The following is a 20,496-nucleotide window of genomic DNA, read 5'->3' as shown; positions in this document are numbered from 1 at the left end:
AGTGGTTGGAAGGGTAGCTCAGTGGTAGAGTGCCGCCGGTCGTCGGTGGTAGCCTGACAGGCTTCGCGTGGTTCGACTCCCGCCCCTTCCGTTCGTCGTGAGTACTCGGCGAGCGGAGCGTAGCGGCGCTCGCCAACACACGAACGACGAACTGAATCAAAAGGGAGTCGAGCAAGTCAGTCGCAGTCCCGGAACGGCCCGGAGGGCCGCACGCCCGGAACGTCTGACCCAGTTCGACTCCCGCCCCTTCCGCTCTGTGTCGAACGTCCGGCGAGCGACTTTGTAGTCGCTCGCCAATGAGTGAGACACGAGAGGAATCAGAAGGGTGTCGAGTTCGACTCCCACTCTTCCGTATTCTTGCAGTTCCCGCGAGGCGCCCGTCGCCGAGCGACAGCACCACAAGAATCAGAGCAACAGAGAGTCGTGAAGCAACCCTCTCTGAGACCGAATAGTATAAAAACCAATAAATACACGCTACAGGGCCTGAAACACCGGAAAATACTGGTTTAGAGAACAGTGAATCGGCAAAATATTCCAACTATTGGCCAATAACGCTTATTGCGCCTATCCCGATAGGTTCGAGTAGAACGGATATGACGACTGGTTCATTGGATCGTATCTCCACGGGGTCAGAAGGCTTAGACACTATCCTCCACGGTGGTCTCATCACCGAACGGAGCTACTTGATTCGGGGCGACCCCGGAACGGGAAAGACCATTCTCGGGATGCAGTACCTCACTGCCAGGATAGACGAGGGAGAAACGTCGCTGTTCGTCAACATCGAGGAGACCGAAGACGACATTCGCCGGAACGCCTCGACGCTGGGCATCGACCTGGACGACGTCCACTTCCTCGATTTGAGTCCGAGTTCCGACGTGTTCGCAGAAGACCAGTCGTACGACATCTTCGCACCGAACGAAGTCGAGCAGGACCCCATAACCAGTCGAATCACCAAAGAGGTCGAGAAACTCTCGCCCGACCGAGTGTTCATCGACCCGCTGACGAAGCTTCGACACCTCTCGCCCGACGAGTACCAGTTCCGAAAACAGGTCATCTCGCTCACCCGGTTTCTCAAAGAAGCCGGGTCCACCGTGCTGTTCACCTCCCAGAACACCGAGCGCGACCCCGACGACGACCTCCAGTACATCACCGACGGGACTATCGACCTCCGCAACACGCCCGACGCGCGAGTGCTGACCGTGCCCAAGTTCCGAGGGTCGCCGACGCTGTCGGGACAGCACGCAGTTCGAATCGCCCCCGGACGGGGGATGGCTATCTATCCGGAACTGCGACCGAAACAACACGACCGCGAGTTCCCGTCCGAAACTATTTCGTCCGGCGTCACGGAAGTGGACGACTTACTGTGCGGTGGGTTAGAACGTGGAACAGTCACGGTCATCAGCGGTCCGACGGGCGTCGGCAAGACCACCGCCGGATCGCTGTTCATGAAAGAGGCGGCCCGGCGCGGCGAACGGTCGGTCATCTACATGTTCGAGGAGTCGAAAGCGACGTTCTTCGAGCGAAGCGAGTCCATCGGCATTCCGGTCAAGGAGATGGTGGACGAAGGGTCGCTCGACGTACAAGAGGTCGAACCGCTCGAACAATCCGCGGTCGAGTTCGCCAACAACGTCCAGCAAGACGTGCAAGAGCGAGAGACCGACATCGTGATGATAGACGGCATCAACGGCTACGAACTCTCGCTGCGCGACCACGAGCAGGAGGAGGTCGTGCGAAAGGTTCACCGGCTCTGTCGGTACTTGACGAACATGGGCGTCACGGTCATCCTCGTGGACGAAATCCAGAACGTGACCGGCGAGTTCAAAGCCACCGAAACCGGCGTGAGCTATCTCGCGGACAACATCCTTTTCTTGCGCCATCTCGAACTTAGTGGCGAGATGCGCAAAGCCATCGGTGTGCTGAAAAAACGCACCAGCGACTTCGAACGTACCCTGCGGGAGTTCAACATAAGCAGTCACGGCGTCGAAGTCGGAGAACCACTGACCGGACTTCGCGGACTTCTCACCGGCAAGCCAGAGTGGGCCAACGGAGCCTCGGACCACGACCAGCTCGGGGTCGTCTCCGAAGGTGACCGATGAGCGAAGCCGCCCTCATACTCGCGCTGGGTCGCCAGCAACGGAACTTGGAGCTACTCGCGCAGTTGCTCAGGAGTGAGTATGAGGTCGAGATAGCTCGCAGCATGGACGAATTCGACGAGTTCATCGACCACCGCGACGACATCGCGCTCGCCATCCTCGACGTGGACGGGTTCACCGAGGACATCTGGAAGCGCTGTCGGCAACTCCACGAGCGTTCGACGCCGATGCTCGTCCTCGCGGCGTCGATTCCGCCCGCGATGCGAGAGGCGGCACTGAGCCACGGCGTTCACACACTGCTCGAAAAACCGGTGGACAAAGCCGACCTCAAAGCGTCGATTCGTGGCCTCGTCAAGTACATCGACGGTGCCGGTGCGTCGCGGTTCGACCGAGGAAGCGGGAGCGACACAGACTAATAACTCTCAGCGCGGACCGATAGGTTCGCGCGGGAGCGGTTCGTCGTTTTTTATCTTTCCTGCGACGCCGCCCATCGTCTCGACGGTCAGTGGCGTCTGTGACCGAACGTGGTCGAGGTGGGCGAGGACGGTTCGAATCCGCTCGAAGTCACGCTCCTCGGTGAGATTGTTCGGGTGGAGCCACATGTGGTAGACGCCCTGCTCGCGAGCGGCTTTGTCGATGCCGCGTTTCGCCATCCGAACCACTGGGTCGCCAGCGAGCGGTTCGACCATACTGCGGGCGGTCCCTTCGAATCCGAAGAGGAACAGCGAGGCCGGGAGGTTCACCATCCCGTACTCGTCTATCTCGGGTTCGACGAGCGTCGGTTCGACAGTTCGGGTCGGCCACCCGAGGAACTTCGCTACCGACCCGGTGACCCCGCGGTCGTACCAGCGACGAGGCTGGTTGCCCCTGTAGCAGGAAACGCCGTACGCCGCCAGTACGTCTCGATGACCCACGTAGTTGCGCGGGAAGACGAACGAATCGACCGACAGACCACGTTCTTCAGCGATTTCGACGCACTTTCGCATCTCTGCGGCGGCGATTTTACGGTTGGTGTGACCGAACTCCACGTGCGAGAACGTGTGACAGCCGACTTCGTGGTCGGCGTCTGCGTCCTCGATGGCGTCCACCAGCGACTCGCCGTACCACAGTTCGTCGCGGCCTTCCCACGTTCCGGGGTCCTTTTCGAACCAGCCATCGGGAGTCGGATGGTCCTCGTGGACGCCGTCGCAGGAGTCGAGCAACAGGTGCCCGACGACGGCCCACGTCGCGGGCAGGTCGAATTCATCGAACAGTTCCAACAGGCGGAGCCACGACTCGCGGGCAGTGTCGATGCAGGCGGGCACCTGCTCGAAGTCGTGGTAGCCCCACGCGAGCTCCGCGTCCAGAGAGATGACGACAGACCCCATCGTATCGTAACTACGGGTGGGTCGGCGAGTAAATCGCGCCGACCGTTCAGATGCGTTCTGCACGGTAATCGGCGGTTTCTACTCCACTGTGACGCTCTTTGCGAGGTTCCGAGGCTTGTCGATAGGCCGTCCCAGCAGGTCGGCAGCGTGGTAGGACAGCAGTTGCAACTGGACGTTTGCGAGGACGCCTGCCACGTCCGGATGGGTCTCCGGAATCGTCAGCACGTGGTCTGCGTGCTGTGCGACTTCCTCGTGGTCCTCGCTGGCGACGGCGACGATGGGCGCACCGCGGGCTTCGGCCTCCTTGACGTTGCCGAGCGTCTTCTCGTCGTTTTCCCCGGTGAAGACGGCGAATATCGGCGTCTTCGGCGTGACAAGCGCGAGCGGACCGTGTTTCAGTTCGCCGGCCGCGAACCCTTCGGCGTGTTCGTAAGAGATTTCTTTGAACTTCAGCGCGCCTTCCAACGCGACGGGGAAGACAGTCCCGCGGCCGATGAAGAAGTACGCGTCGCTGTCGCGGTACTGCTTGGCTATCTTTTGGGCGTTAGAGTAGTCCAGAATCTGCTGGACCTGTCCCGGCAGTTCGTCGAGGGCGGCTAGTCGTTCGCGAGACTCCTCGGTCGGACTCCCCGTGACGTCACGGGCGATTCGCTCGGCGAGCAGCGAGAGCGAGACGACCTGCGAGGAGAAGGTCTTCGTCGCGGCGACGCCGATTTCCGGACCGGCGCGAATGAACAGCGCGTCGTCGCACTCGCGGGCCGCGGTCGAACCGACGACGTTCGTGACCGCGAGCGTCCGCGCACCACTGGCGTTCGCTTTTCGGAGCGCAGACAGGGTGTCTGCCGTCTCGCCGCTCTGGGTGACGCCGACGACGAGCGTGTCCTCGTCCACTGGCGCGGGCGAGGTAGCGTACTCGCTAGCGAGGAAGGTTTGGGCTGGGACGCCACCTCCAGAGAGGAATCCCGCGCCGACGAGTCCGGCGTGGTAGCTCGTACCGCACGCGACGAACTGAACTCGTTCGACCTGCTCGAAGCTCCCTGCCGGGAAGTCTTCGAGGTGGACCTCGCCAGTCGTGCCGTCTGCGCGGCCGCGGAGCGTCTGACGGAGCGCGGTCGGTTGCTCGTGAATCTCCTTGAGCATGTAGTGGTCGTAGCCACCTTTGCCAGCGTCTTCGGGGTCCCATTCGACCGTCGAGACAGAACGCTCGACAGTCTGGCCGTCCAGCGTCGAGATCTCGTAGTCGTCCGAGCGAACGACGACTACGTCGCCGTCGTCCAGATAGATGACTTCCTCGGTGAAGTCAAGGAAGGCGGGCACGTCGCTGGCGAGGAAGTACTCGCCGTCGCTCACGCCGAGGACGAGCGGTGACCCGCGCCGCGTGGCGTACACTGCGTGGTCACGCTCGGTTATCATGGCGACTGCGTAGCTCCCCGAGAGCTTTCGGATGGTACGGCGGAAGGCCAGTTCCGGGGACGCACCGCGGGCGAGTTCTTCTTCCACGAGGTGTGGGATGACCTCTGTGTCAGTGTCGCTCTCGAACTCGTGGCCGCGAGAGGCGAGTTCGCTGCGCAGTTCGTCGTAGTTTTCGATGATGCCGTTGTGAACGACTGCGACTTCACCCGTGCAGTCCGTGTGTGGGTGCGCGTTCTCGTCAGTCGGCGGGCCATGGGTACTCCAACGGGTGTGGCCGATTCCGAGACCCCCATCCGGAACCTCTCCCGCGAGAACGTCTTTGAGTCGCGATATTTTCCCTTGGCGCTTGAACACCTCCGGGCCGCCGCCGTTCTTGATTGCGACTCCTGCGGAGTCGTAGCCACGGTACTCCAGATTTTCGAGTCCCGTGATGAGTTCGTCTACTGCACTGTCGTCGTCACCGATACGGGCAATGATTCCACACATCAGTAGGGCACCCCCATTTCGTTCGATATCATAGCTGAGTTGTTACGTCGGATTTTTACGTTCGAACCGTCACGATACGCGTCGTCCGAATCGCGGGGCCAGCAGGCGGTTGCATAACCCTCGCTTAGCATTGTCGTCGGTCATCTCCATCACGCGTTGTGCTTCGCCGTTCGCCGCTACGGACGGATTGCGAGTGATACTGTTCCCATAGCCAGCGCTCCCCTTTGTTATACACTTGCTGAGAGAGCGGTAGGGGAGAATACCGGCCGCGTAGGTCCCACCTATCGTACCGTCACGTGAGGCGTTCCGGTTCCCACATCGCGCCCTACTCCCCGGGTATCTCACACTTACGAGTCGTCAAGAGGGGGGTAACAAAGTCCCGCCGCTGGGTGGTTTCGATATGGAAGTTCCGCGAACGCAAGCAGTCGTCCTCGCCGCGGGCGAGGGGACTCGCATCCGTCCACTGTCCGGGTCAGTGCCGAAACCGATGTTGCCGGTCGCCGACCGGCCACTCGCTGCCCACGCCGCGGACGCCGCGGTCCGAGCAGGAGCGTCCGAACTCGTCTTCGTCGTCGGCTACGAGGCCGACGTGGTGCGCGAGTACTTCGGGTCGGAGTACGCCGGGGTCCCCGTCGAGTACGCCGTCCAAGAAGAACAGGCTGGAACTGCCGACGCGGTTCGGGCCGCCCGCGAGTACCTCGACGGGTCGTTCGTCGTACTGAACGGTGACAACCTCTACGACCCGGACGGCGTCGAAGAACTGTTCGACGCTGGCCCGGCCGTCGGTGCGTACCGCGTCTCCGACCCCACGAACTACGGCGTCCTCTCGACGCAGACCGAGACGGCGACAGTCACGAACATCGTCGAGAAACCTGCGGACCCGCCGACCGACCTCGCCAACACCGGCGCGTATCACTTCCCAGCGGAGGCCAGCGAATGGCTCGACGTCGGCGAGAGCGAGCGCGGCGAGTACGAAATCACGGACGTTCTCGCCCGCGTCGTAGACGAGTACGACGTGACCGCAGTCGAACTCGACCGCTGGCTCGACGTGGGTCGGCCATGGGAGTTGCTGGAAGCCAACGAGTGGAAATTGGGCGAATTGGAGCGCGACGTGCGCGGAAGCGTCCACGAAACTGCCGACCTGCGCGGCCCAGTCGTCGTCGAGGAGGGCGCGGCAATCGACGCTGGCGTCGTGGTCGAAGGCCCCGCACTGATTCGGTCGGGGGCGAGCGTCGGGCCGAACGCCTACGTTCGCGGTGCGACGCTCCTCGGCGAAGGCGCGAAAGTCGGCCACAGCGCGGAGGTCAAAAATAGCGTCTTCATGCGCGACGCAACCGTGGGTCACCTCAGCTACGTCGGCGACAGCCTACTCGGGCGTGAGGTGAACTTCGGTGCGGGAACGAACGTCGCCAATCTGCGCCACGACGACCAATCGGTGCAGTTCACGGTCAAGGGCGAACGCGTCTCGACGGGTCGCCGGAAGTTTGGCGTGGTCGTGGGTGATGGGACGAAGACCGGCATCAACAGTAGCCTGAACGCTGGCGTCAAACTCTCGCCCGGTTCACGAGTCGCGCCGGGTGAGGTAGTTCTGCGCGACAGGTAGTGACTACTGCGCGACCAACAGTGACACCTGACAGCGGCGAGAGAGAGAGAGAGAGATGCGCTGTTGTGCTGTTTCTCAGGCGTTTATCTTCTCGGGCTTCACCCAGACGACGAAGCCGTCCTCACGACGGACGATTCCGTGCACGGAGTCACTCTCGACGGACTCGTCTACCGCGTCGCCGTCGATACTGAACACTTGGTGGACGGAGTCGATGAGCCATCCGACGGCCCCTTCCTCTTCGTCGTCCGTCTCCAAGACGACGACCCGCTCGCCCGTCTCCGACTGGTCGATGTCGAGAACGTACTTCGGATTGATGATGGTCGTCGTCGTCCCGCGGAGGTCCATCACGCCCTCGACGCGCGGGTCGGAGTTCGGGAGCGGTGTCAAATCGTCTTTGTCCACGATTTCATCGACGTGTGCGATGTCGATGCAGTATTTCCGGTCCTCCAGCCGAAATTCGAGGACCTGCACGTCCGAAACGGTCTGTGACATGATTGGTCTCTCCCGTGGGGGGCACTTTATACTGTCGGCTGTAACTATGTGAGGATTACTGGATAAAGTGGCCGTTTGACTGGTTTCCCTCCATATTCTACGCTCCGTCGTTCAGAGAATTACAGCCGACAGTATTCTGTTCCGACGAACGGCACTTCTCCCTCGCTGATGGGTCTGCTGCGGTACCTTTTTAACCCCCCGTTATCAAACGCGATAATTGATGGAGGCCGTCGAACTCCTGCGAGTGCTCGGCAACAAGTACAACGCCGAGATACTCCGGGCCACTAGCGACCCGAAGTCTGCTCAGGAGTTGAGCGACCAACTCGAAATTCCGATAGCGACGAGCTACCGACGCATCGAGGAACTCACCGAAGCGGACCTGCTCGAACTGTCGGGCAGAGAATTCTCCGACGAAGGTCGTCGGACGAAGGTCTACCGGCGGAACGTCGGGGCGCTGACGCTCAACTTCGAACCGGAGACCATCGAGGTCGAGATGGACAACCGGCCGGAACTGGACAACTCCCTCGCCGACGTGTGGCGGGACCTCAAATCCGAGTGATGTCGGGGACAGACTTAAGCCACGAACCTACGAGGTTCGGACAACGCTACGAACGACCTGCCTCTCAAATTTCAAACCATGCGAACGATAGAACTGCTGTACGCACTGTTTAGCGTCACATTGGCGACGGCCGGACTGGCGATGGTGACGATGGCGGTACGTGCCTATCAACGCACCTCGCGCAGAGCGATGCTCCACCTCTCGGTCGGATTCACGCTCATCGTCGCCGCGGCTATCGCAACGACAGTCAGTGCCTTCGCCACCGACTTCACGGGGACGAGACTCTTGCTGTCGGTCAACTACCTCATCACGACCATCGGCTATCTGTTCGTGATGTACAGTATCATCGATGGATAGGTCGAACGAATAGATATACCACGAAACTGATTTCCTAACCCCACAGAGCGTACGTATCGTTCTGTAGTTATATCGAGCTCTGATATCAGACGTGATAATTGCGTCCGTACATTTATTACTACGGTTTGTTTCGGTCCAGATAGCGTCCGAGCCAACTACACGTTGCCACTCGGACAGGAGCGAAAACATGAAAGAGAAACTCAAGGAACGTCTAACTGACAGAGGTCAGGTGGGTATCGGTACCCTCATCGTCTTCATCGCAATGGTTCTGGTCGCCGCAATTGCCGCTGGCGTCCTCATCAACACTGCAGGCTTCCTGCAGACGAAGTCCGAGCAGACCGGTCAAGAGTCGTCCGCACAGGTGTCCAACCGCGTGCAGGTCGTCTCCGGCTTCGGTAACGTCGCCAACGAGCAGGTGGATTACATCAACCTCACCGTGATGCGCGGCTCTGGTTCCGACGACATCAACCTCTCGACTGCGACTATCGAGTGGATTGGTCCGAATACGGCCAAGACGCTGACGAGCAACACGACAGACAGCATCACTGTCGAGTCGTCCGAGACGAACCTCGTCGGCAGTACCCCGTACTTCGCGGTCAACGCAATCAAGGATCCGTCCGACTCGGTGCCAGTCCTCGACGAACAGGATGACCGCTTCAAGGTCACCCTGAACACGACGGCAATCAGTGGTTCATACCTCGGCGAGGGCGAGGAAGTCGAACTCAAGCTCACCACCCAGTACGGTGCAGTCACCATCTACCGCGCAAACGTCCCGCAGTCGCTCTCCCAAGAGAGCGCGGTGACGGTCTAACGCAGTAGACTACTTTCGAGCGACCACAACGTTTTTTCTACGGCCACTTCGATTGAGTAGCAGTGACTTCGCTGTTCGAACTCGAAAAGACCGGCGACGCCGACGAGATTACCTCGCTACTCACGAGGAGTAACAGCGAGGCAGTCCGCCGTCGCGCCGCCGAAATCCTCGGCGACATCGACGCCCCCGACAAGTTAGTTCTGGACCCGCTGGTCAAGGCGGCCAAGTCCGACGAGAACGACGCCGTGCGGGCCGCGGCTATAGACGCTCTCGACCAGCGCCACGCCGTCGAGCGACTCATCCGAGAGATTTCCGACAAAGAGATTTCCTCTGACGGAGCCGAGTGGGCACGCGCGGAGGCGTTCGCCGAGTCGCTGACCGACGAGCAAGCCGAACTCCGGATGGCCTCGGCCAACGCGTTGGGCCGCATCGGGAGTCAAGCAGGCACGAAACCGCTCGTCCAGCGACTTGGTGACCCCGACCCACGAGTGAGAGCGCGAGCGGCGCGCGCGCTGGGTCGCATCGGCGACCCGCGAGCGGTGTCTGCACTCGAAAAAGTGTTAGCCGACAGCAATGTCGAGGTGCGCCGCGAAGCGGCCGATTCGCTCGGCCGAATAGGGGGTGAGGAAGCACTGTCGGCACTTCTGGGCCTGCTGGACGACGAAAGCGAGACCGTGCGGCGAATCGCGGCGAACTCGCTGGGGAACTTCGGGAGCGCGAAGCCGCTGGACGCACTCATCTCACTCCTCTCGGACGACATCGAAGCAGTGCGGCGCGCGGCGGTGTTCTCGCTCATCGAACTGCTCTCGAACGCGCCGGGCCAACAGAGCCACAAACTCCGGGAGACGATGGTCGAGAAACTAAGCGCGACCGACCACAAGAGCGTCGTGGACTCGCTGGTCGAAATTCTGGACGAAGGGCGACAGGCACACCAGCGGCGAAACGCCGCGTGGCTACTCGGGCGCGTGACCGGCGACCGCAATCGAGAGGCCGCAATCGAAGCCTTAGCCGGTGTACTGGACGACGAGGACGGGATGACCTCGCAGTTCGCGGCGACGAGCATCACGAACATTGGGGGCGAGGCTGCCGAGGACGCACTACTCGATCTGTTGGACGACACGGAAGCGAGTTCGGCCGCGCGCGCGAAGGCGGCGTTCGCGCTCGGCAAGGTCGGCGGCGAACGCGCGCGAGACAGATTAGATTCGATAATCGACAGAACGGACGACGAACAAGTTCGGAAACGCGCGTTCTCGGCACTTTCGAAACTCGGTGGCCGGAATTAGAAAGCAATCCCCCAAGTTATCGCGTCTGAAATTTGCGTAAAACTTTATAAGAGGGTAGTGTCTCTTTCTGGGCGAAATGGTTAGGGACCGGCTACGAAAAATATTAACCGGGACACGGAGCGGCAGTGACGCCGACGACCGGAACGTCAGTGACGCAGACGAGCGTCGAGACGTAACGTTCGACGGCGGCGTCCAGACCAGCGAGGTCTCCGTCTCCTCGGGTGGAACCGTAACGCGCTCGCAACTCGCCGAAACGTATCGGGGGACAGAAGTCGCAGAAGAACTCCAGCAGGCACAGGCAGTCCACCTCGGACAAGCACTCGAAGACCCCGAGTCGGCCGCGGGGGACGCGGCCGACCTCGGACGCCGACACGCGGAGGCTGGCGTTCCGACCGGAACGTTCGCGGCGACCTACGAGGCGAGCGTCGAGACGCTCGTCGCCGAAGCGTTCGACAAACTCGAAGCCCGACTGGGTGACGGCAACGAAGCCGTCTCCTCGGAGATACAGCAGACCGAGCAAGAACTCCAGTCGTCGCTCTCCGCGACGTTCAGCGACATGGAGGCCGGACTCGATGCTTACGAGGGTGGCTCTGCGAACGGCGCAGGCGAGAGCGAGTTCGAGTTCGAGGCGAACGAGGAAGACGAACTCAACGTGGACGACGACGACCTACTCGACGGCGTCGGCGTTCCCGTGTTCATGCTCGACGTGAAGCGCGACGAGGTCGCGGCGTGGAACGCCGCGCTCGAACAACTGACCGGCGTTTCCGCCGAAGAGGCAATCGGCAAGAGTCACGTTAGCGAGGCGTTCTACCCGGACGGACGCCGCGTCAAGACGCTGGCAGACAAGGTCGCCGAGGCACCGGAGACCGCCGACCAGCAGTTCGGTCTCACGAAAGAACCGACCGACCGGACGCTGTACTCCGACGAGAGTACGATGGTCAACGGCGCGGGCGAAGAACACGAAATCGACTTCACCGCGATGCCGCTGTACGACGACGACGGCGAACTCATCGCCGTGGTCGAAACTATCAACGACCGCACGGAGGAGCGCCAGCGACGACGCGGCGTCACCTCGCTCGTCGAGGAGCTAATCGGTACGCTGACTGCGATGGAGATGGGCGACCTCTCCGCGCGTGCGGACTTCCACGACGAACACGACGCGGTGGACGACTCGCTACTCGAAGTCGTCAGCCAAGTGAACGCAATCGCCGAGCGGTTCGAGACGCTGACCGAACGCGTCGGCGAGCAGACCGACGAACTCGAATCGTCCGTCGAAGGCGCGACCGAGTCGGCGCGCATCATCGAAGAGCGCGTTGACGAACAGACCGACCAGCTTTCGCAAGTCGCGACGCAGATGGAGAACTTCTCTGCGAGCATGCAGGAGGTCGCGGCGAGTTCCGACCAAGTCGCCTCCGCCGCAGAACAGGCGAAGGCGTCAGCAGACAGCGGTCTCGACTCCAGCGAAGGTGCCCGCGAGGCCACCGACGAAGTCATCGAGATGAGCGAAGACCTCGTCGGTACCGTCACCGAACTCGAATCGCAGATGAACGAAATCGAGGAAGTGGTCGAGGTCATCGCGGAAGTCGCAGACCAGACGAACCTACTCGCGCTGAACGCCAACATCGAGGCCGCGCGCGCTGGCGAGGCGGGCAGTGGCTTCGAAGTCGTCGCGGACGAGGTCAAGCAGTTGGCCAACGAGACCCGCGAACACACCGAAGAAATCGCTACGCGCATCGAAGACATCCAGTCGCAGGCCAACGAGACGGTCGTCGCAGTCGAAGAGTCCAACGAGCAGGTCAAGCACGCGGGCGAAGAGATCGAAGACGCCCTCGTCGCGCTGGAGGAGATCGCCGACGCGGTCGAGGAGGCCGCGACCGGCGTGACCGAAGTCGCACAGGCCAACGACGAACAGGCTTCGAACGTCGAGCAAGTGATGGCGACCGTCGAGGACGTGCGCGACCAGACCCGCGAGGTCGAGACCGCGACCGAAGACATCGTGGACGCGACTCGCGAGCAGACGGACGCAATCGGCGAGTTGGCCAACCGCGTGGACGAGATGCGGAACGCGTAGCACGTTCGACTGGTCCCTGACATGAGCGTATCTACAAGACGAATTCGACGCCGTCGCTACCGTCGAGCGACCGAGAGCGACGAACACAACGCATGAGTGAAGGAGAATACAAGATAACCGACACACAGGGGAAGTTCCTGCAGGTCGTCAAGAACGGACGGAAACTGAACGACCCCGACTGGACGAGCGGCCGCGTCCTCCTCTCGAACAAGCGACTGGTGTTGGCGGGCAACGACGGGAAGCGGACCATCCCGCTGCAGAAAGTGAGCGCGCTGAAGGGCCGCTACGACGTGAACCAAGCGGTCGCCAGTGTTTCGGACTACCTCAGCGTGGAGTTCGGAAAAGACGTCGTCCTATTGTCGGCTGGCAGCAACATCGACGAGTTCGAGACGGACGTGTACGGCGCACTGCTCAACCAGAAGATGCTGCTGACCAAGCACCCCGCAGTGGAGGGTGGCGTGGTCCAGAGCACCGACTGGGAGAAAGCCCGCCTGAAGATAGACGAGGGCATGATAAACGTCGCCATCGCCAGCGGCACCTTCGTCGGCATCGAGTTGGACGACATCGGCTCGGTCGAACGGGCCACCCGGACGGTGCAGGGCGAACAGCGAACGGTGCTGGAAGTCGAACACACGCAGGGCGAGACGAGCGTCCAGACGTACATCTCGGGTAAGACCCGCCGATGCTCGCTACTGGAGTCGCTACTCCGGAAGGGCGAACGCAAAAACGAGGGCGGGGTCGAGTTGGAAGAGACCGAAAAAGAAGTGCTGATGGCGCTCTACTCGGGCGTCTCGTCGTTCGAAATCCCGGACTTCCTCGGCATGGACGTGGACCGAGTGGAAGAGATTTTCGAGCGACTCATCGAGTTAGACGTACTTGAGGAAGTGCGCAAGCGGCGCGAAGTGAGTTTGAAGACTCGCGGGCGGAACATCGCCAGCGAGTCTATCAACGAAAAGTGACCTAGAAACGAGAGTGAATCGCACGGGGAATGTGAGTTCTCTCGTTTGGGCTTTGGGGTCTCTTGTGGGGCTGTTCTTGATGGGTTGTGAGTTCGTGATTGAAGGACAGCCGACGGGCTGTTGTCGGTGAATCGACCCACGGACTATTGCTGGTGAACCAACCGACAGGGTGGGACTGAAAGGGGCCGGTCGCTAAACGAACCCCGGCGAGAGAAGGACCGCAGGACGAAGTCCGAGGACCGCACCGAGCCGCGGGAGTTTAGCGTCCGGGGGCTTTCGAACGAGAAACTGCGATTGTCCTAGCTGTTGCAGAAGTGGCAGGGACGCTAGCTACTCCTGAAGCCGAGAAGTCCGCACTGCACAGCACTGCACTGCACGAGCCACATACCTCCCCAGCCGATTGTGGTCCTCGATTCCGGACGACGCGACGGAGCGCGTCGTCCGAGCTACGGTCCTCATCCCTCGCACGAGGTTGGTGCGACCCCTTCGGAGTCGCACCAGCGCGCGCCACCGTCTAGCGAAGATTCGAGAAAACCAGAAATCAAATCACAAGCTCAACGCGACTCGTCCATCTCAGCCAGTTCCCGCAACCCCTCTTCCAGCGAAACCGTCGGCTCGTAGCCCAGTCCCTCTTGCGCCTTCGAGATGTCGGCTTCGCTGTGTCGAATGTCGCCCGGACGCTCTTCGACGTGCGTAATGTCGGCGTCCGAGCCAGTCACGTCCACAATCGTCTCCGCTAGTTCCCGAACCGTTACGCTCCGACCAGTGGCGACGTTGAACGGTTCCCCGATGTTGTCGGTCGTGGCGGCGCGCAGGTTCGCCCGGACCACGTCGCTGACGTGTACGAAGTCGCGGGTCTGCTCGCCGTCGCCTTGGACGGTGACTGGTCCACCGTCGCGGGCCTGCCGGAAGAAGACCGACACGACCGCGCTGTACTCCGGATTCTGGCGCGGGCCGTAGACGTTGAAGTATCTCAAGGGGACCGTCTCCAGACCGTAGAGGTCGTGGTAGGCGCGTGCGTAGTGGTCCAGCGAGAGCTTGTCGATGCCGTACGGCGAGCTAGGGGTCTTGGGGTCGCCCTCTTCGACGGGCACCGATTCGGGGTGGCCGTAGATGGCCGCCGAGGACGCCAACACGACGCGCGCGTCTTCCTCGCGGGCCTGTTCGAGAACCGTCAGTGCCGCTGTGGCGTTCGTCTGGTGGCTCCGCTCGGGGTCGGTCACCGACTCCTCGACGGAGACCAGCGCCGCCTCGTGGAAGACGAGGTCCGCTCCTCGCATGGCTTCGGCGACTGCTTGGGGGTCGCGCACGTCGCCCTCGTAGAGTTCCGCGCCATCGGGGACGAACTCGCGCGCGCCCCCCGAGAGGTCGTCCAGTACGCGCACCTCGTTGTCGCCGACGAGCGCGGCCGCGAGGTGGCTCCCTATGAATCCCGCGCCGCCGGTTATCAGGACGGTTCGACCAGCGATTTCGTGTTCGACATTGGTGGCTAGCATCCCCACTAATCCATGTAGCCGAGACCCTGCAGTCGAGCTTCCACGTCCTCGAAGTCGGCCTCGACGGCGTCACGTGGACCCGAGTCGGCGTAGTCGCGCCGCGAGACGGCACGCTTGGCCGCTCTGGAGTTAGGGTCGAACACTTCCGAGAGGACCCGGCCGTCGGCACCGTTCGGAACTGCTTCGCCGACGCTGTGGAGAACTGTCGGTGCCACGTCGGTGACGTTGGCGTCTTCCGGCGTGCTTCCGGCGTCGATGGACGGTCCCCACGCGAGGAACACCCCCTCACTTCGGTGCGTCGCGTCCATGGTGCTGTCGCGGAACACCTTGTGGGTGAGCGAGTTCGCGGTGAGGTAGCCGTGTTCGGCCCGTACCACGAGGTCCGGCGACTTGGGGTCGGTCTCGAAGAGGTCGTCGCCGTCGTAGACGTTCAGTATCGCCTCGCCGGTCTGCGGGTCGGTGAGGCCTTCGAGGCGAGCGCGTATCTCGGCCTTCACTTCGGGAACTTCCGAAGCCGAGACGACGCCGTTGTCGAACTTCCCGTCGTGGTTGATGTAGAGGTTGCCCGCGCCGTGGGTGAACGCCACCGTCTCCGAGAAGTCCACGTCGAACAGTTCGTGGGTGCCCGGCACCTGCGAGGCGACGGACTCGACCAACGAGTCCGGGAGGTGATTGTACAGCGTCTTCTCGTCGATGCCGATGCCGTTGATGACGTTTCGGACGCGGTCCTTGTCGAGACCGAGTTTCTGGAGCGTGCCGCGACCGGAGCCGCCTTTCCGCGTGAGGTAGCCTTCGCGTTCCAGGAAAGTGTTGACGTGGACGTAGGTATCGACCGGGCCGAACCCGTGGTCGGAGACGACGAAGAGGTTCGCGTCCTTCTCCTCCACGTAGTCGAGTACCTCGCCGAGCGCGTCGTCAATCTCGCGGTAGTGGCCGAGCAGTACGTCCATGTCCCAGATGAGGTGCTGGAGTCTGTCCGGCGCGGTGAACACGAAGAAGAAGAGTCGCCAGTCGTCGGTCTCCATCAGTTGTCGCAGGAGTTTCCGTCTGGACGTGACCAGTTCCGCGAGGTCGTCCACGAACTCCGCTTCCTTGTCGTGGTACTGCTCCCACGAGAGGCCGATTTGGTAGTTCGGAATCCGTTCGAGAATTTCGTCCTGTAGCTCAGGTGGATGCGTGAACCCCTCGCCGATTTCAGGGGTCATCATCCCCGTCACGAGTTTCCCGTCGATATCGTCGGCCGGGTAAGTCATCGGCACGTTGGCGACCACGGACGGACCGAGCATGTCCCAGAGTTCCGGGCGAGCGACGTCGTTGCTGGTGCTCATCTTGTGGGTGTAGTCTGACTGCACGCCTCGGAAGGAGTAGACGCCGTGCTTGTCGGCCCACGTTCCGGTGGCGATGGAGGGCCACGCGAGCGCCGTCGTCGGGGGCATCGTGCTTTCGAGCGGTCCGGCCGCGCCCTCATCGACGAGGCGCGCGAAGTTCGGGAGTTCCCCGTCTTCGACCCACCCCTCGATGAGATACCACGGTACACCGTCGAGTCCCAGAACGAACGCCCGGTTCGCGTCGGTAGGTTTCTTCGTCATGGATAGTAGAACGAGCAGCGAACGCCGCCCGTCGTTGTCCACTGAAAGGGCGCTAAATCCCTTTGTTATGGCCCGTTTTCGCAGGTGTAGGCCGAGCCTTCTGGCGGAATAAAGGGTTGAACTTCACGCCAAGAACGCGGTGACGCGCTTCGGGTCGAGCAGGCCACCGAGAATCGAGAGGCCAGCCCACACGGCGATACCGAGTGGGATGGCGACGACGACCGCAATCGCCCCGGGGGTCGCGGAGAGTGCCATCCACACCGCGGCCGACATCGCGGCCGTCACTGTCACGACTGCGGCGAGGTGCCGGAGGATGCGACCGAGCGGGAGCGAAAGTTCACTGTGGATGACCCAGAGATTCACGCCGGTGTAGCCCGCGAACGTGACGACCGTCGCGGCCGCCGCGCCCGCCACGCCGAAGGTCGGAATCAACAGCAGGTTGAGCAGGAAGTTGGCGACCGACGTAATCCCTTTCGCGTAGGCACGTTCGGTCGCTCGGCCGAGGAAGTCCAGCGCGTCGCTCGTGATGTACGAGACTGCCTGGAGGACGACGTACGCCGAGAACACTTGCAGGACGGGGGCCGCCGGTGCCCACTCGGGCCCGAAGACGAGTCGGAGCGCGGGTTCTGCCACCAGCACCATCCCGGCCGCGGCGGGCACGTAGAGGAGCAAGGTGTGGCGAAGCGTCGTCTCGTAGAGGCTAGCCGCCCGCGAGGTGTCGCCAGCGGCCTTCTCCTCGCCGTAGGTTGGCGAGATGCTGAACCCCATCGCGGCCGCGGGCGTCTGGATGAACCCGACGATCTGCTTGGCGAGGTAGTAGTACCCCACTGCGACCGGGTTCATGAAGTAGCCGACGAGAATCACGTCCACGCGCTTGTCGAGGACGTTCGCCCCCCGAGTCGCGGTCAGCGGCACGCTGTACCGGATGACCCTGCGTGCGAGTCCGTCCTCCATCGATTCGGCAGGTTCGGTTTCGCGGTAGCAGTGTCGGTACAGCAGGTAGAGACCGACGAGTGCGCCGACACCGTATCCGACGATGTAGCCCGCGAGCGCGCCCACTGCACCACCGAGCAGGACGACTCCGACGACGGCGAGCAGGAGTCTGCCCACCGTTCCGACGGCCCGAATGAGCGCGCTGTAATCGACTCGGTTGTAGCCCTGGAAGAGGACCATCGAGAACGTGAACAGCGAGTGGACCGCGACGTAGCCGGCACCGAGCGCCAGCAGTGGCGCGATGTCGGACTGCCCCACGAGGCGCGCGATTGGGCCGCCGAACAGGACGAACGCGCCGCCGACGAGCGCGGCAGCGGCGAGTCGGAAGCCGATTGCCGCGCGCAAGATGTGGGGCACTTGTCCCGGGTCTTTCTCCTTGTACTCGGTGACGAACTTCGCGGCGGACTTGCCGACGCCGAGGTCGCCGAACAGTTGGGCGACGCCCAGCACCGCCAGTGCAGAGCCGAGCAGACCGTACTCGGTCTGGCCGAGCAGAAACCGAGCGAGGACGAACGTCAGCAACCCGCTGGCCGCCATGTGGAGCGTGCGCGCGCCGACGGTCGCTTTGAGGCCCTTCGAGATTTTCTTCAGGTCCATGTAGTTACCTCGTGCCGTTGATGCGGTACAGTTGGAAGCCCCCGTTCGCTTGGACGCGGTTCAGTCCGGGGGTCGAGTCGAGCGACCGGAAGCCGGATTCGGGGAACCGTAGCTCCTTGTAGACGCGTACCTCCTCCTGTCTTGCCGCGTCGGTGTACGCTAGATACCGACCGCCGTAGGCGTCTCGTACTCTGTCAGCGGTGAAGTTCTCGGCCGTCAGACTCTGGTTCGACGTGTAGAGACTCGGTGCAGTTGCTGGTGCCGTGCGACTCTTCTCGTAGCCGAAGACGGCGTCGGCGTAGCGTTCGCCTGACCCACGGAGGCCGAGGATGCGAAGCTGGCCGGTGTGGTCGAAGGCAGTGTCGTAGCCGTTCAGTTGTGCGGCCGTGACGTGGCTCGACCCTTGGTACATGTACGGCGACTCGTACACTGTCGGTATCGAGGCGACGAGCAGAACGGCGACGACCACCCCGACGACTGCGTGAACAGTCCCCGACGAGGCGCGCCGACCGAGAGTGTCCATCCCGCGGGCGAGTGCCACCGCGCCGAGAATCGTCACCAGCACCATGACGAAACCGAGTTGCCGGAAGTGCAGTTGCTCGTAGCTCACTATCAGGTAGGCACTGAACAGGCCGAGCAGTGGCACCAGTCCGAGGCCGAAGTAGCGCGCGAACGCCGCCGTGTCGGGGTCCTCGATGCGGCCACGTGCGCTGACCACCACGAGCAGTGCCGCGAGCGCACAGAAGACGACACTGACGAGGAACAGTTTGGCGAAAATCAGCCCCAGACTGCCACCGATGGCTGAGAGTGACACCGCTTGTGCGCCGATGTCGCTGGCGGCGTTCGGCCCTTCCAGTATCATGTTCACCAGCGCGCTCGTCGCGCCCGAGGTGCGCTCGTGCCGCGGTGCCCACAGCGCGAACACGACGCCGATGAACAGCGTCTGGAGTGCGAGCAGCCGGTGGTCGCGCTCGGCGGTCCCGAGCCATCTGGCGGCGATTTGGAGCAGGAGAACTGCCCCGAAGACGAGCAGGACGTTCGCGGCCTGCTGAGGGTGGACGAGGACGATAGCCACGGACGCTAGCGCGAGCAGTGCGCCCTCGGGCGTCCCGACCGGCAACTCGTCGCGGCCTGTATCGACGACGTATCTCGCGAGCAGGTAGAGGACGAACGGCAGGAAGAGGATGGCTTGGGAAGTCGGATGAGCCATCTCGAAGACGCTGATGTTGTTTATCGGCAGGAAGAGGAACCCGCTGAACGCCGCGAGCGTCGTCGCGCGGCGGTCGCGGGTAATCGTCCACGTCGCCAGCGGGAGGAACAGCAAGAACACTGCGGTGAACACCATCACCATCACCAACAGTGCGCGGTGCAGTTCCATCCCGGTCAAATCCGCGAGGAACACCGCGACGGTGTGCGTGCCGGGGTAGAGCAGGTCGAGGACCGAGAGCCGACCTGCGGCGATATCTTTCGCCCACCCGAGGTGGGTCAGCGAGTCGCCCGCGCCGAAGAAGTAGTACGAGCGAATTACGGGAAGCGAGGCGACGGCGAGCATCGCGGTCCCGCCGAGGAACAGCCCCAGCTTTCGGGCGCGTCCGCTCCCGGTGAGCGAGACGACGACCGACACCAGCAGCGCGGCTCCTGCGCCGACCCAAAAGGCGAGCGGCGTCGCGCCGTAAATCGACAACTCGTAGCCCTCCGGTGGCGACCCGCGTGCGAGTACCACCGCGGCGGCGAGCGAAACGAACCCGACGAGGAGTGCGGCCTTCTCCCCTCTCTCGAAGACGTGCGTGTCCGTAGTCATAGGGACGTTACTGGTCTCGTACCCCAGATTCGGCCTTTGTTATACGCCGCCTGCGAGCGGGTAGGGTCCGGGAGAACCGTTGCAGGGGGAGGCGACAACTGTTGCAAGCGTGCCAGCGAGTGGGTGTAGATACGCGAAACGATAGATGCAGAGTCCGTGAGGGGAGAGTGAGAGCGACGAATCTCTCCGGTGTGGGAAGGCTTATCAGTGTCCGGTAGTAAGTTACCGATAGAAACCCGCTTCCCCCCAAGTGGGCGAGACCAATGACCACGAAATACGAAAACAGTGACCGAATGCAGAAGTTCCCCACCGACGAACGGTACGCCTCGTTCAGCGACGAGCAAGGAGCGGTCGTCATCTACGACACGCAGAACAACAGCGCGTGGATTCAGTCCGACGACAACGTAGAACTCGCCGCGATGGCGTAGCGGGCGCGGTACTCGGTCCCGTAGCGGCCTCGTTGATTGCTCGGCTCTCCGTTTCGAATCTCCCCCGAAACATAGCACTTCAGTAGCGGAGCGGCCAC

The 20,496-nt window shown here is 62.3% G+C and carries 17 protein-coding genes and 1 tRNA gene; 11 read left to right on the top strand and 7 right to left on the bottom strand.

The genetic code is table 11. The features are described 5' to 3' along the window. Positions 1–7 precede the first annotated feature (7 nt). From F7R90_RS06770 to F7R90_RS06760, 3 genes are all read left to right on the top strand, one after another. Positions 8–91, top strand: a tRNA-OTHER gene (locus F7R90_RS06770). A gap of 502 nt (positions 92–593) precedes the next feature. Beyond that, positions 594–2,096 (top strand): ATPase domain-containing protein, encoded by a 1,503-nt coding sequence (locus F7R90_RS06765; protein WP_158056497.1) that lies wholly within the window; start codon positions 594–596, stop codon positions 2,094–2,096. After that, positions 2,093–2,509, top strand: coding sequence for a response regulator (locus F7R90_RS06760; RefSeq protein ID WP_158056496.1), 417 nt, complete (start codon positions 2,093–2,095; stop codon positions 2,507–2,509). Before F7R90_RS06765 ends, F7R90_RS06760 begins: the two co-directional genes overlap by 4 nt. Positions 2,510–2,515: 6 nt before the next feature. On the opposite strand, the gene F7R90_RS06755 is transcribed toward F7R90_RS06760, so the two are convergent. Further along, on the bottom strand, positions 2,516–3,460 hold the full coding sequence (locus F7R90_RS06755) for a polysaccharide deacetylase family protein (RefSeq protein WP_158056495.1): 945 nt from the start codon (positions 3,458–3,460) through the stop codon (positions 2,516–2,518). Positions 3,461–3,538: 78 nt separating this feature from the next. Further along, on the bottom strand, positions 3,539–5,359 hold the full coding sequence (gene glmS / locus F7R90_RS06750) for a glutamine--fructose-6-phosphate transaminase (isomerizing) (protein WP_158056494.1): 1,821 nt from the start codon (positions 5,357–5,359) through the stop codon (positions 3,539–3,541). A gap of 400 nt (positions 5,360–5,759) precedes the next feature. Here glmS and glmU point away from each other — a divergent pair, with 400 nt between their 5' ends. Further along, complete coding sequence (gene glmU / locus F7R90_RS06745; RefSeq protein WP_158056493.1) at positions 5,760–6,962, top strand: bifunctional sugar-1-phosphate nucleotidylyltransferase/acetyltransferase; 1,203 nt, start codon at positions 5,760–5,762, stop codon at positions 6,960–6,962. 75 nt (positions 6,963–7,037) lie between these two features. Here the strand turns inward: glmU and F7R90_RS06740 are convergent, their stop codons facing one another. After that, a complete protein-coding gene (locus tag F7R90_RS06740; protein ID WP_158056492.1) occupies positions 7,038–7,454 on the bottom strand; it encodes a chemotaxis protein CheW in 417 nt (138 codons plus the stop codon). 220 nt (positions 7,455–7,674) lie between these two features. On the opposite strand from F7R90_RS06740, the gene F7R90_RS06735 reads away from it, so the two are divergent. The 6 genes from F7R90_RS06735 to F7R90_RS06710 all read left to right on the top strand — a co-directional run bounded on the left by F7R90_RS06735 (position 7,675) and on the right by F7R90_RS06710 (position 13,494). Next, positions 7,675–8,013, top strand: a complete 339-nt coding sequence (locus tag F7R90_RS06735; protein WP_158056491.1) for an ArsR/SmtB family transcription factor — start codon at positions 7,675–7,677, stop codon at positions 8,011–8,013. A 78-nt stretch (positions 8,014–8,091) separates the two neighbouring features. Continuing rightward, entirely contained in the window at positions 8,092–8,370 is a 279-nt protein-coding gene (locus F7R90_RS06730) for a DUF7521 family protein (RefSeq protein ID WP_158056490.1), read from the top strand. Between the two features lie 187 nt (positions 8,371–8,557). After that, positions 8,558–9,181 (top strand): archaellin/type IV pilin N-terminal domain-containing protein, encoded by a 624-nt coding sequence (locus F7R90_RS06725; protein WP_158056489.1) that lies wholly within the window; start codon positions 8,558–8,560, stop codon positions 9,179–9,181. A gap of 62 nt (positions 9,182–9,243) precedes the next feature. Then, on the top strand, positions 9,244–10,464 hold the full coding sequence (locus tag F7R90_RS06720; protein ID WP_158056488.1) for a HEAT repeat domain-containing protein: 1,221 nt from the start codon (positions 9,244–9,246) through the stop codon (positions 10,462–10,464). Between the two features lie 76 nt (positions 10,465–10,540). Then, positions 10,541–12,535, top strand: a complete 1,995-nt coding sequence (locus tag F7R90_RS06715) for a methyl-accepting chemotaxis protein (RefSeq protein WP_158056487.1) — start codon at positions 10,541–10,543, stop codon at positions 12,533–12,535. 92 nt (positions 12,536–12,627) lie between these two features. Further along, a complete protein-coding gene (locus F7R90_RS06710) occupies positions 12,628–13,494 on the top strand; it encodes a CheF family chemotaxis protein (protein WP_158056486.1) in 867 nt (288 codons plus the stop codon). Positions 13,495–14,048: 554 nt separating this feature from the next. Here the strand turns inward: F7R90_RS06710 and F7R90_RS06705 are convergent. From F7R90_RS06705 to F7R90_RS06690, 4 genes are all read right to left on the bottom strand, one after another. Next, a complete protein-coding gene (locus F7R90_RS06705) occupies positions 14,049–14,990 on the bottom strand; it encodes an NAD-dependent epimerase/dehydratase family protein (protein ID WP_158056485.1) in 942 nt (313 codons plus the stop codon). Between the two features lie 5 nt (positions 14,991–14,995). Continuing rightward, positions 14,996–16,579, bottom strand: coding sequence for an alkaline phosphatase family protein (locus F7R90_RS06700; RefSeq protein ID WP_158056484.1), 1,584 nt, complete (start codon positions 16,577–16,579; stop codon positions 14,996–14,998). Positions 16,580–16,702: 123 nt separating this feature from the next. After that, on the bottom strand, positions 16,703–18,169 hold the full coding sequence (locus tag F7R90_RS06695) for an oligosaccharide flippase family protein (RefSeq protein WP_158056483.1): 1,467 nt from the start codon (positions 18,167–18,169) through the stop codon (positions 16,703–16,705). A gap of 4 nt (positions 18,170–18,173) precedes the next feature. Beyond that, positions 18,174–19,970, bottom strand: a complete 1,797-nt coding sequence (locus tag F7R90_RS06690) for a hypothetical protein (protein WP_158056482.1) — start codon at positions 19,968–19,970, stop codon at positions 18,174–18,176. Positions 19,971–20,233: 263 nt separating this feature from the next. On the opposite strand from F7R90_RS06690, the gene F7R90_RS22100 reads away from it, so the two are divergent. Continuing rightward, a complete protein-coding gene (locus F7R90_RS22100; protein WP_192498423.1) occupies positions 20,234–20,398 on the top strand; it encodes a DUF7331 family protein in 165 nt (54 codons plus the stop codon). The last annotated feature ends 98 nt before the right edge of the window (positions 20,399–20,496 follow it).

This window comes from Halorussus halophilus, from assembly GCF_008831545.1.
In the GTDB taxonomy this organism is placed as follows: Archaea; Halobacteriota; Halobacteria; order Halobacteriales; family Haladaptataceae; genus Halorussus; species Halorussus halophilus.
This window is presented reverse-complemented; position numbering and strand designations above follow the sequence as displayed.

Bases quoted from the DNA above. Each gene is read 5' to 3' on its own strand.
- F7R90_RS06755 (WP_158056495.1), bottom strand. From the start codon at position 3,460: ATGGGGTCTGTCGTCATCTCTCTGGACGCGGAGCTCGCGTGGGGCTAC.
- glmS (WP_158056494.1), bottom strand. From the start codon at position 5,359: ATGTGTGGAATCATTGCCCGTATCGGTGACGACGACAGTGCAGTAGAC.
- F7R90_RS06760 (WP_158056496.1), top strand. From the start codon at position 2,093: ATGAGCGAAGCCGCCCTCATACTCGCGCTGGGTCGCCAGCAACGGAAC.
- F7R90_RS06705 (WP_158056485.1), bottom strand. From the start codon at position 14,990: ATGCTAGCCACCAATGTCGAACACGAAATCGCTGGTCGAACCGTCCTG.
- F7R90_RS06725 (WP_158056489.1), top strand. From the start codon at position 8,558: ATGAAAGAGAAACTCAAGGAACGTCTAACTGACAGAGGTCAGGTGGGT.
- F7R90_RS06700 (WP_158056484.1), bottom strand. From the start codon at position 16,579: ATGACGAAGAAACCTACCGACGCGAACCGGGCGTTCGTTCTGGGACTC.
- F7R90_RS06695 (WP_158056483.1), bottom strand. From the start codon at position 18,169: ATGGACCTGAAGAAAATCTCGAAGGGCCTCAAAGCGACCGTCGGCGCG.
- F7R90_RS22100 (WP_192498423.1), top strand. From the start codon at position 20,234: ATGACCACGAAATACGAAAACAGTGACCGAATGCAGAAGTTCCCCACC.
- F7R90_RS06715 (WP_158056487.1), top strand. From the start codon at position 10,541: ATGGTTAGGGACCGGCTACGAAAAATATTAACCGGGACACGGAGCGGC.
- F7R90_RS06710 (WP_158056486.1), top strand. From the start codon at position 12,628: ATGAGTGAAGGAGAATACAAGATAACCGACACACAGGGGAAGTTCCTG.
- F7R90_RS06730 (WP_158056490.1), top strand. From the start codon at position 8,092: ATGCGAACGATAGAACTGCTGTACGCACTGTTTAGCGTCACATTGGCG.
- glmU (WP_158056493.1), top strand. From the start codon at position 5,760: ATGGAAGTTCCGCGAACGCAAGCAGTCGTCCTCGCCGCGGGCGAGGGG.
- F7R90_RS06765 (WP_158056497.1), top strand. From the start codon at position 594: ATGACGACTGGTTCATTGGATCGTATCTCCACGGGGTCAGAAGGCTTA.
- F7R90_RS06690 (WP_158056482.1), bottom strand. From the start codon at position 19,970: ATGACTACGGACACGCACGTCTTCGAGAGAGGGGAGAAGGCCGCACTC.
- F7R90_RS06735 (WP_158056491.1), top strand. From the start codon at position 7,675: ATGGAGGCCGTCGAACTCCTGCGAGTGCTCGGCAACAAGTACAACGCC.
- F7R90_RS06740 (WP_158056492.1), bottom strand. From the start codon at position 7,454: ATGTCACAGACCGTTTCGGACGTGCAGGTCCTCGAATTTCGGCTGGAG.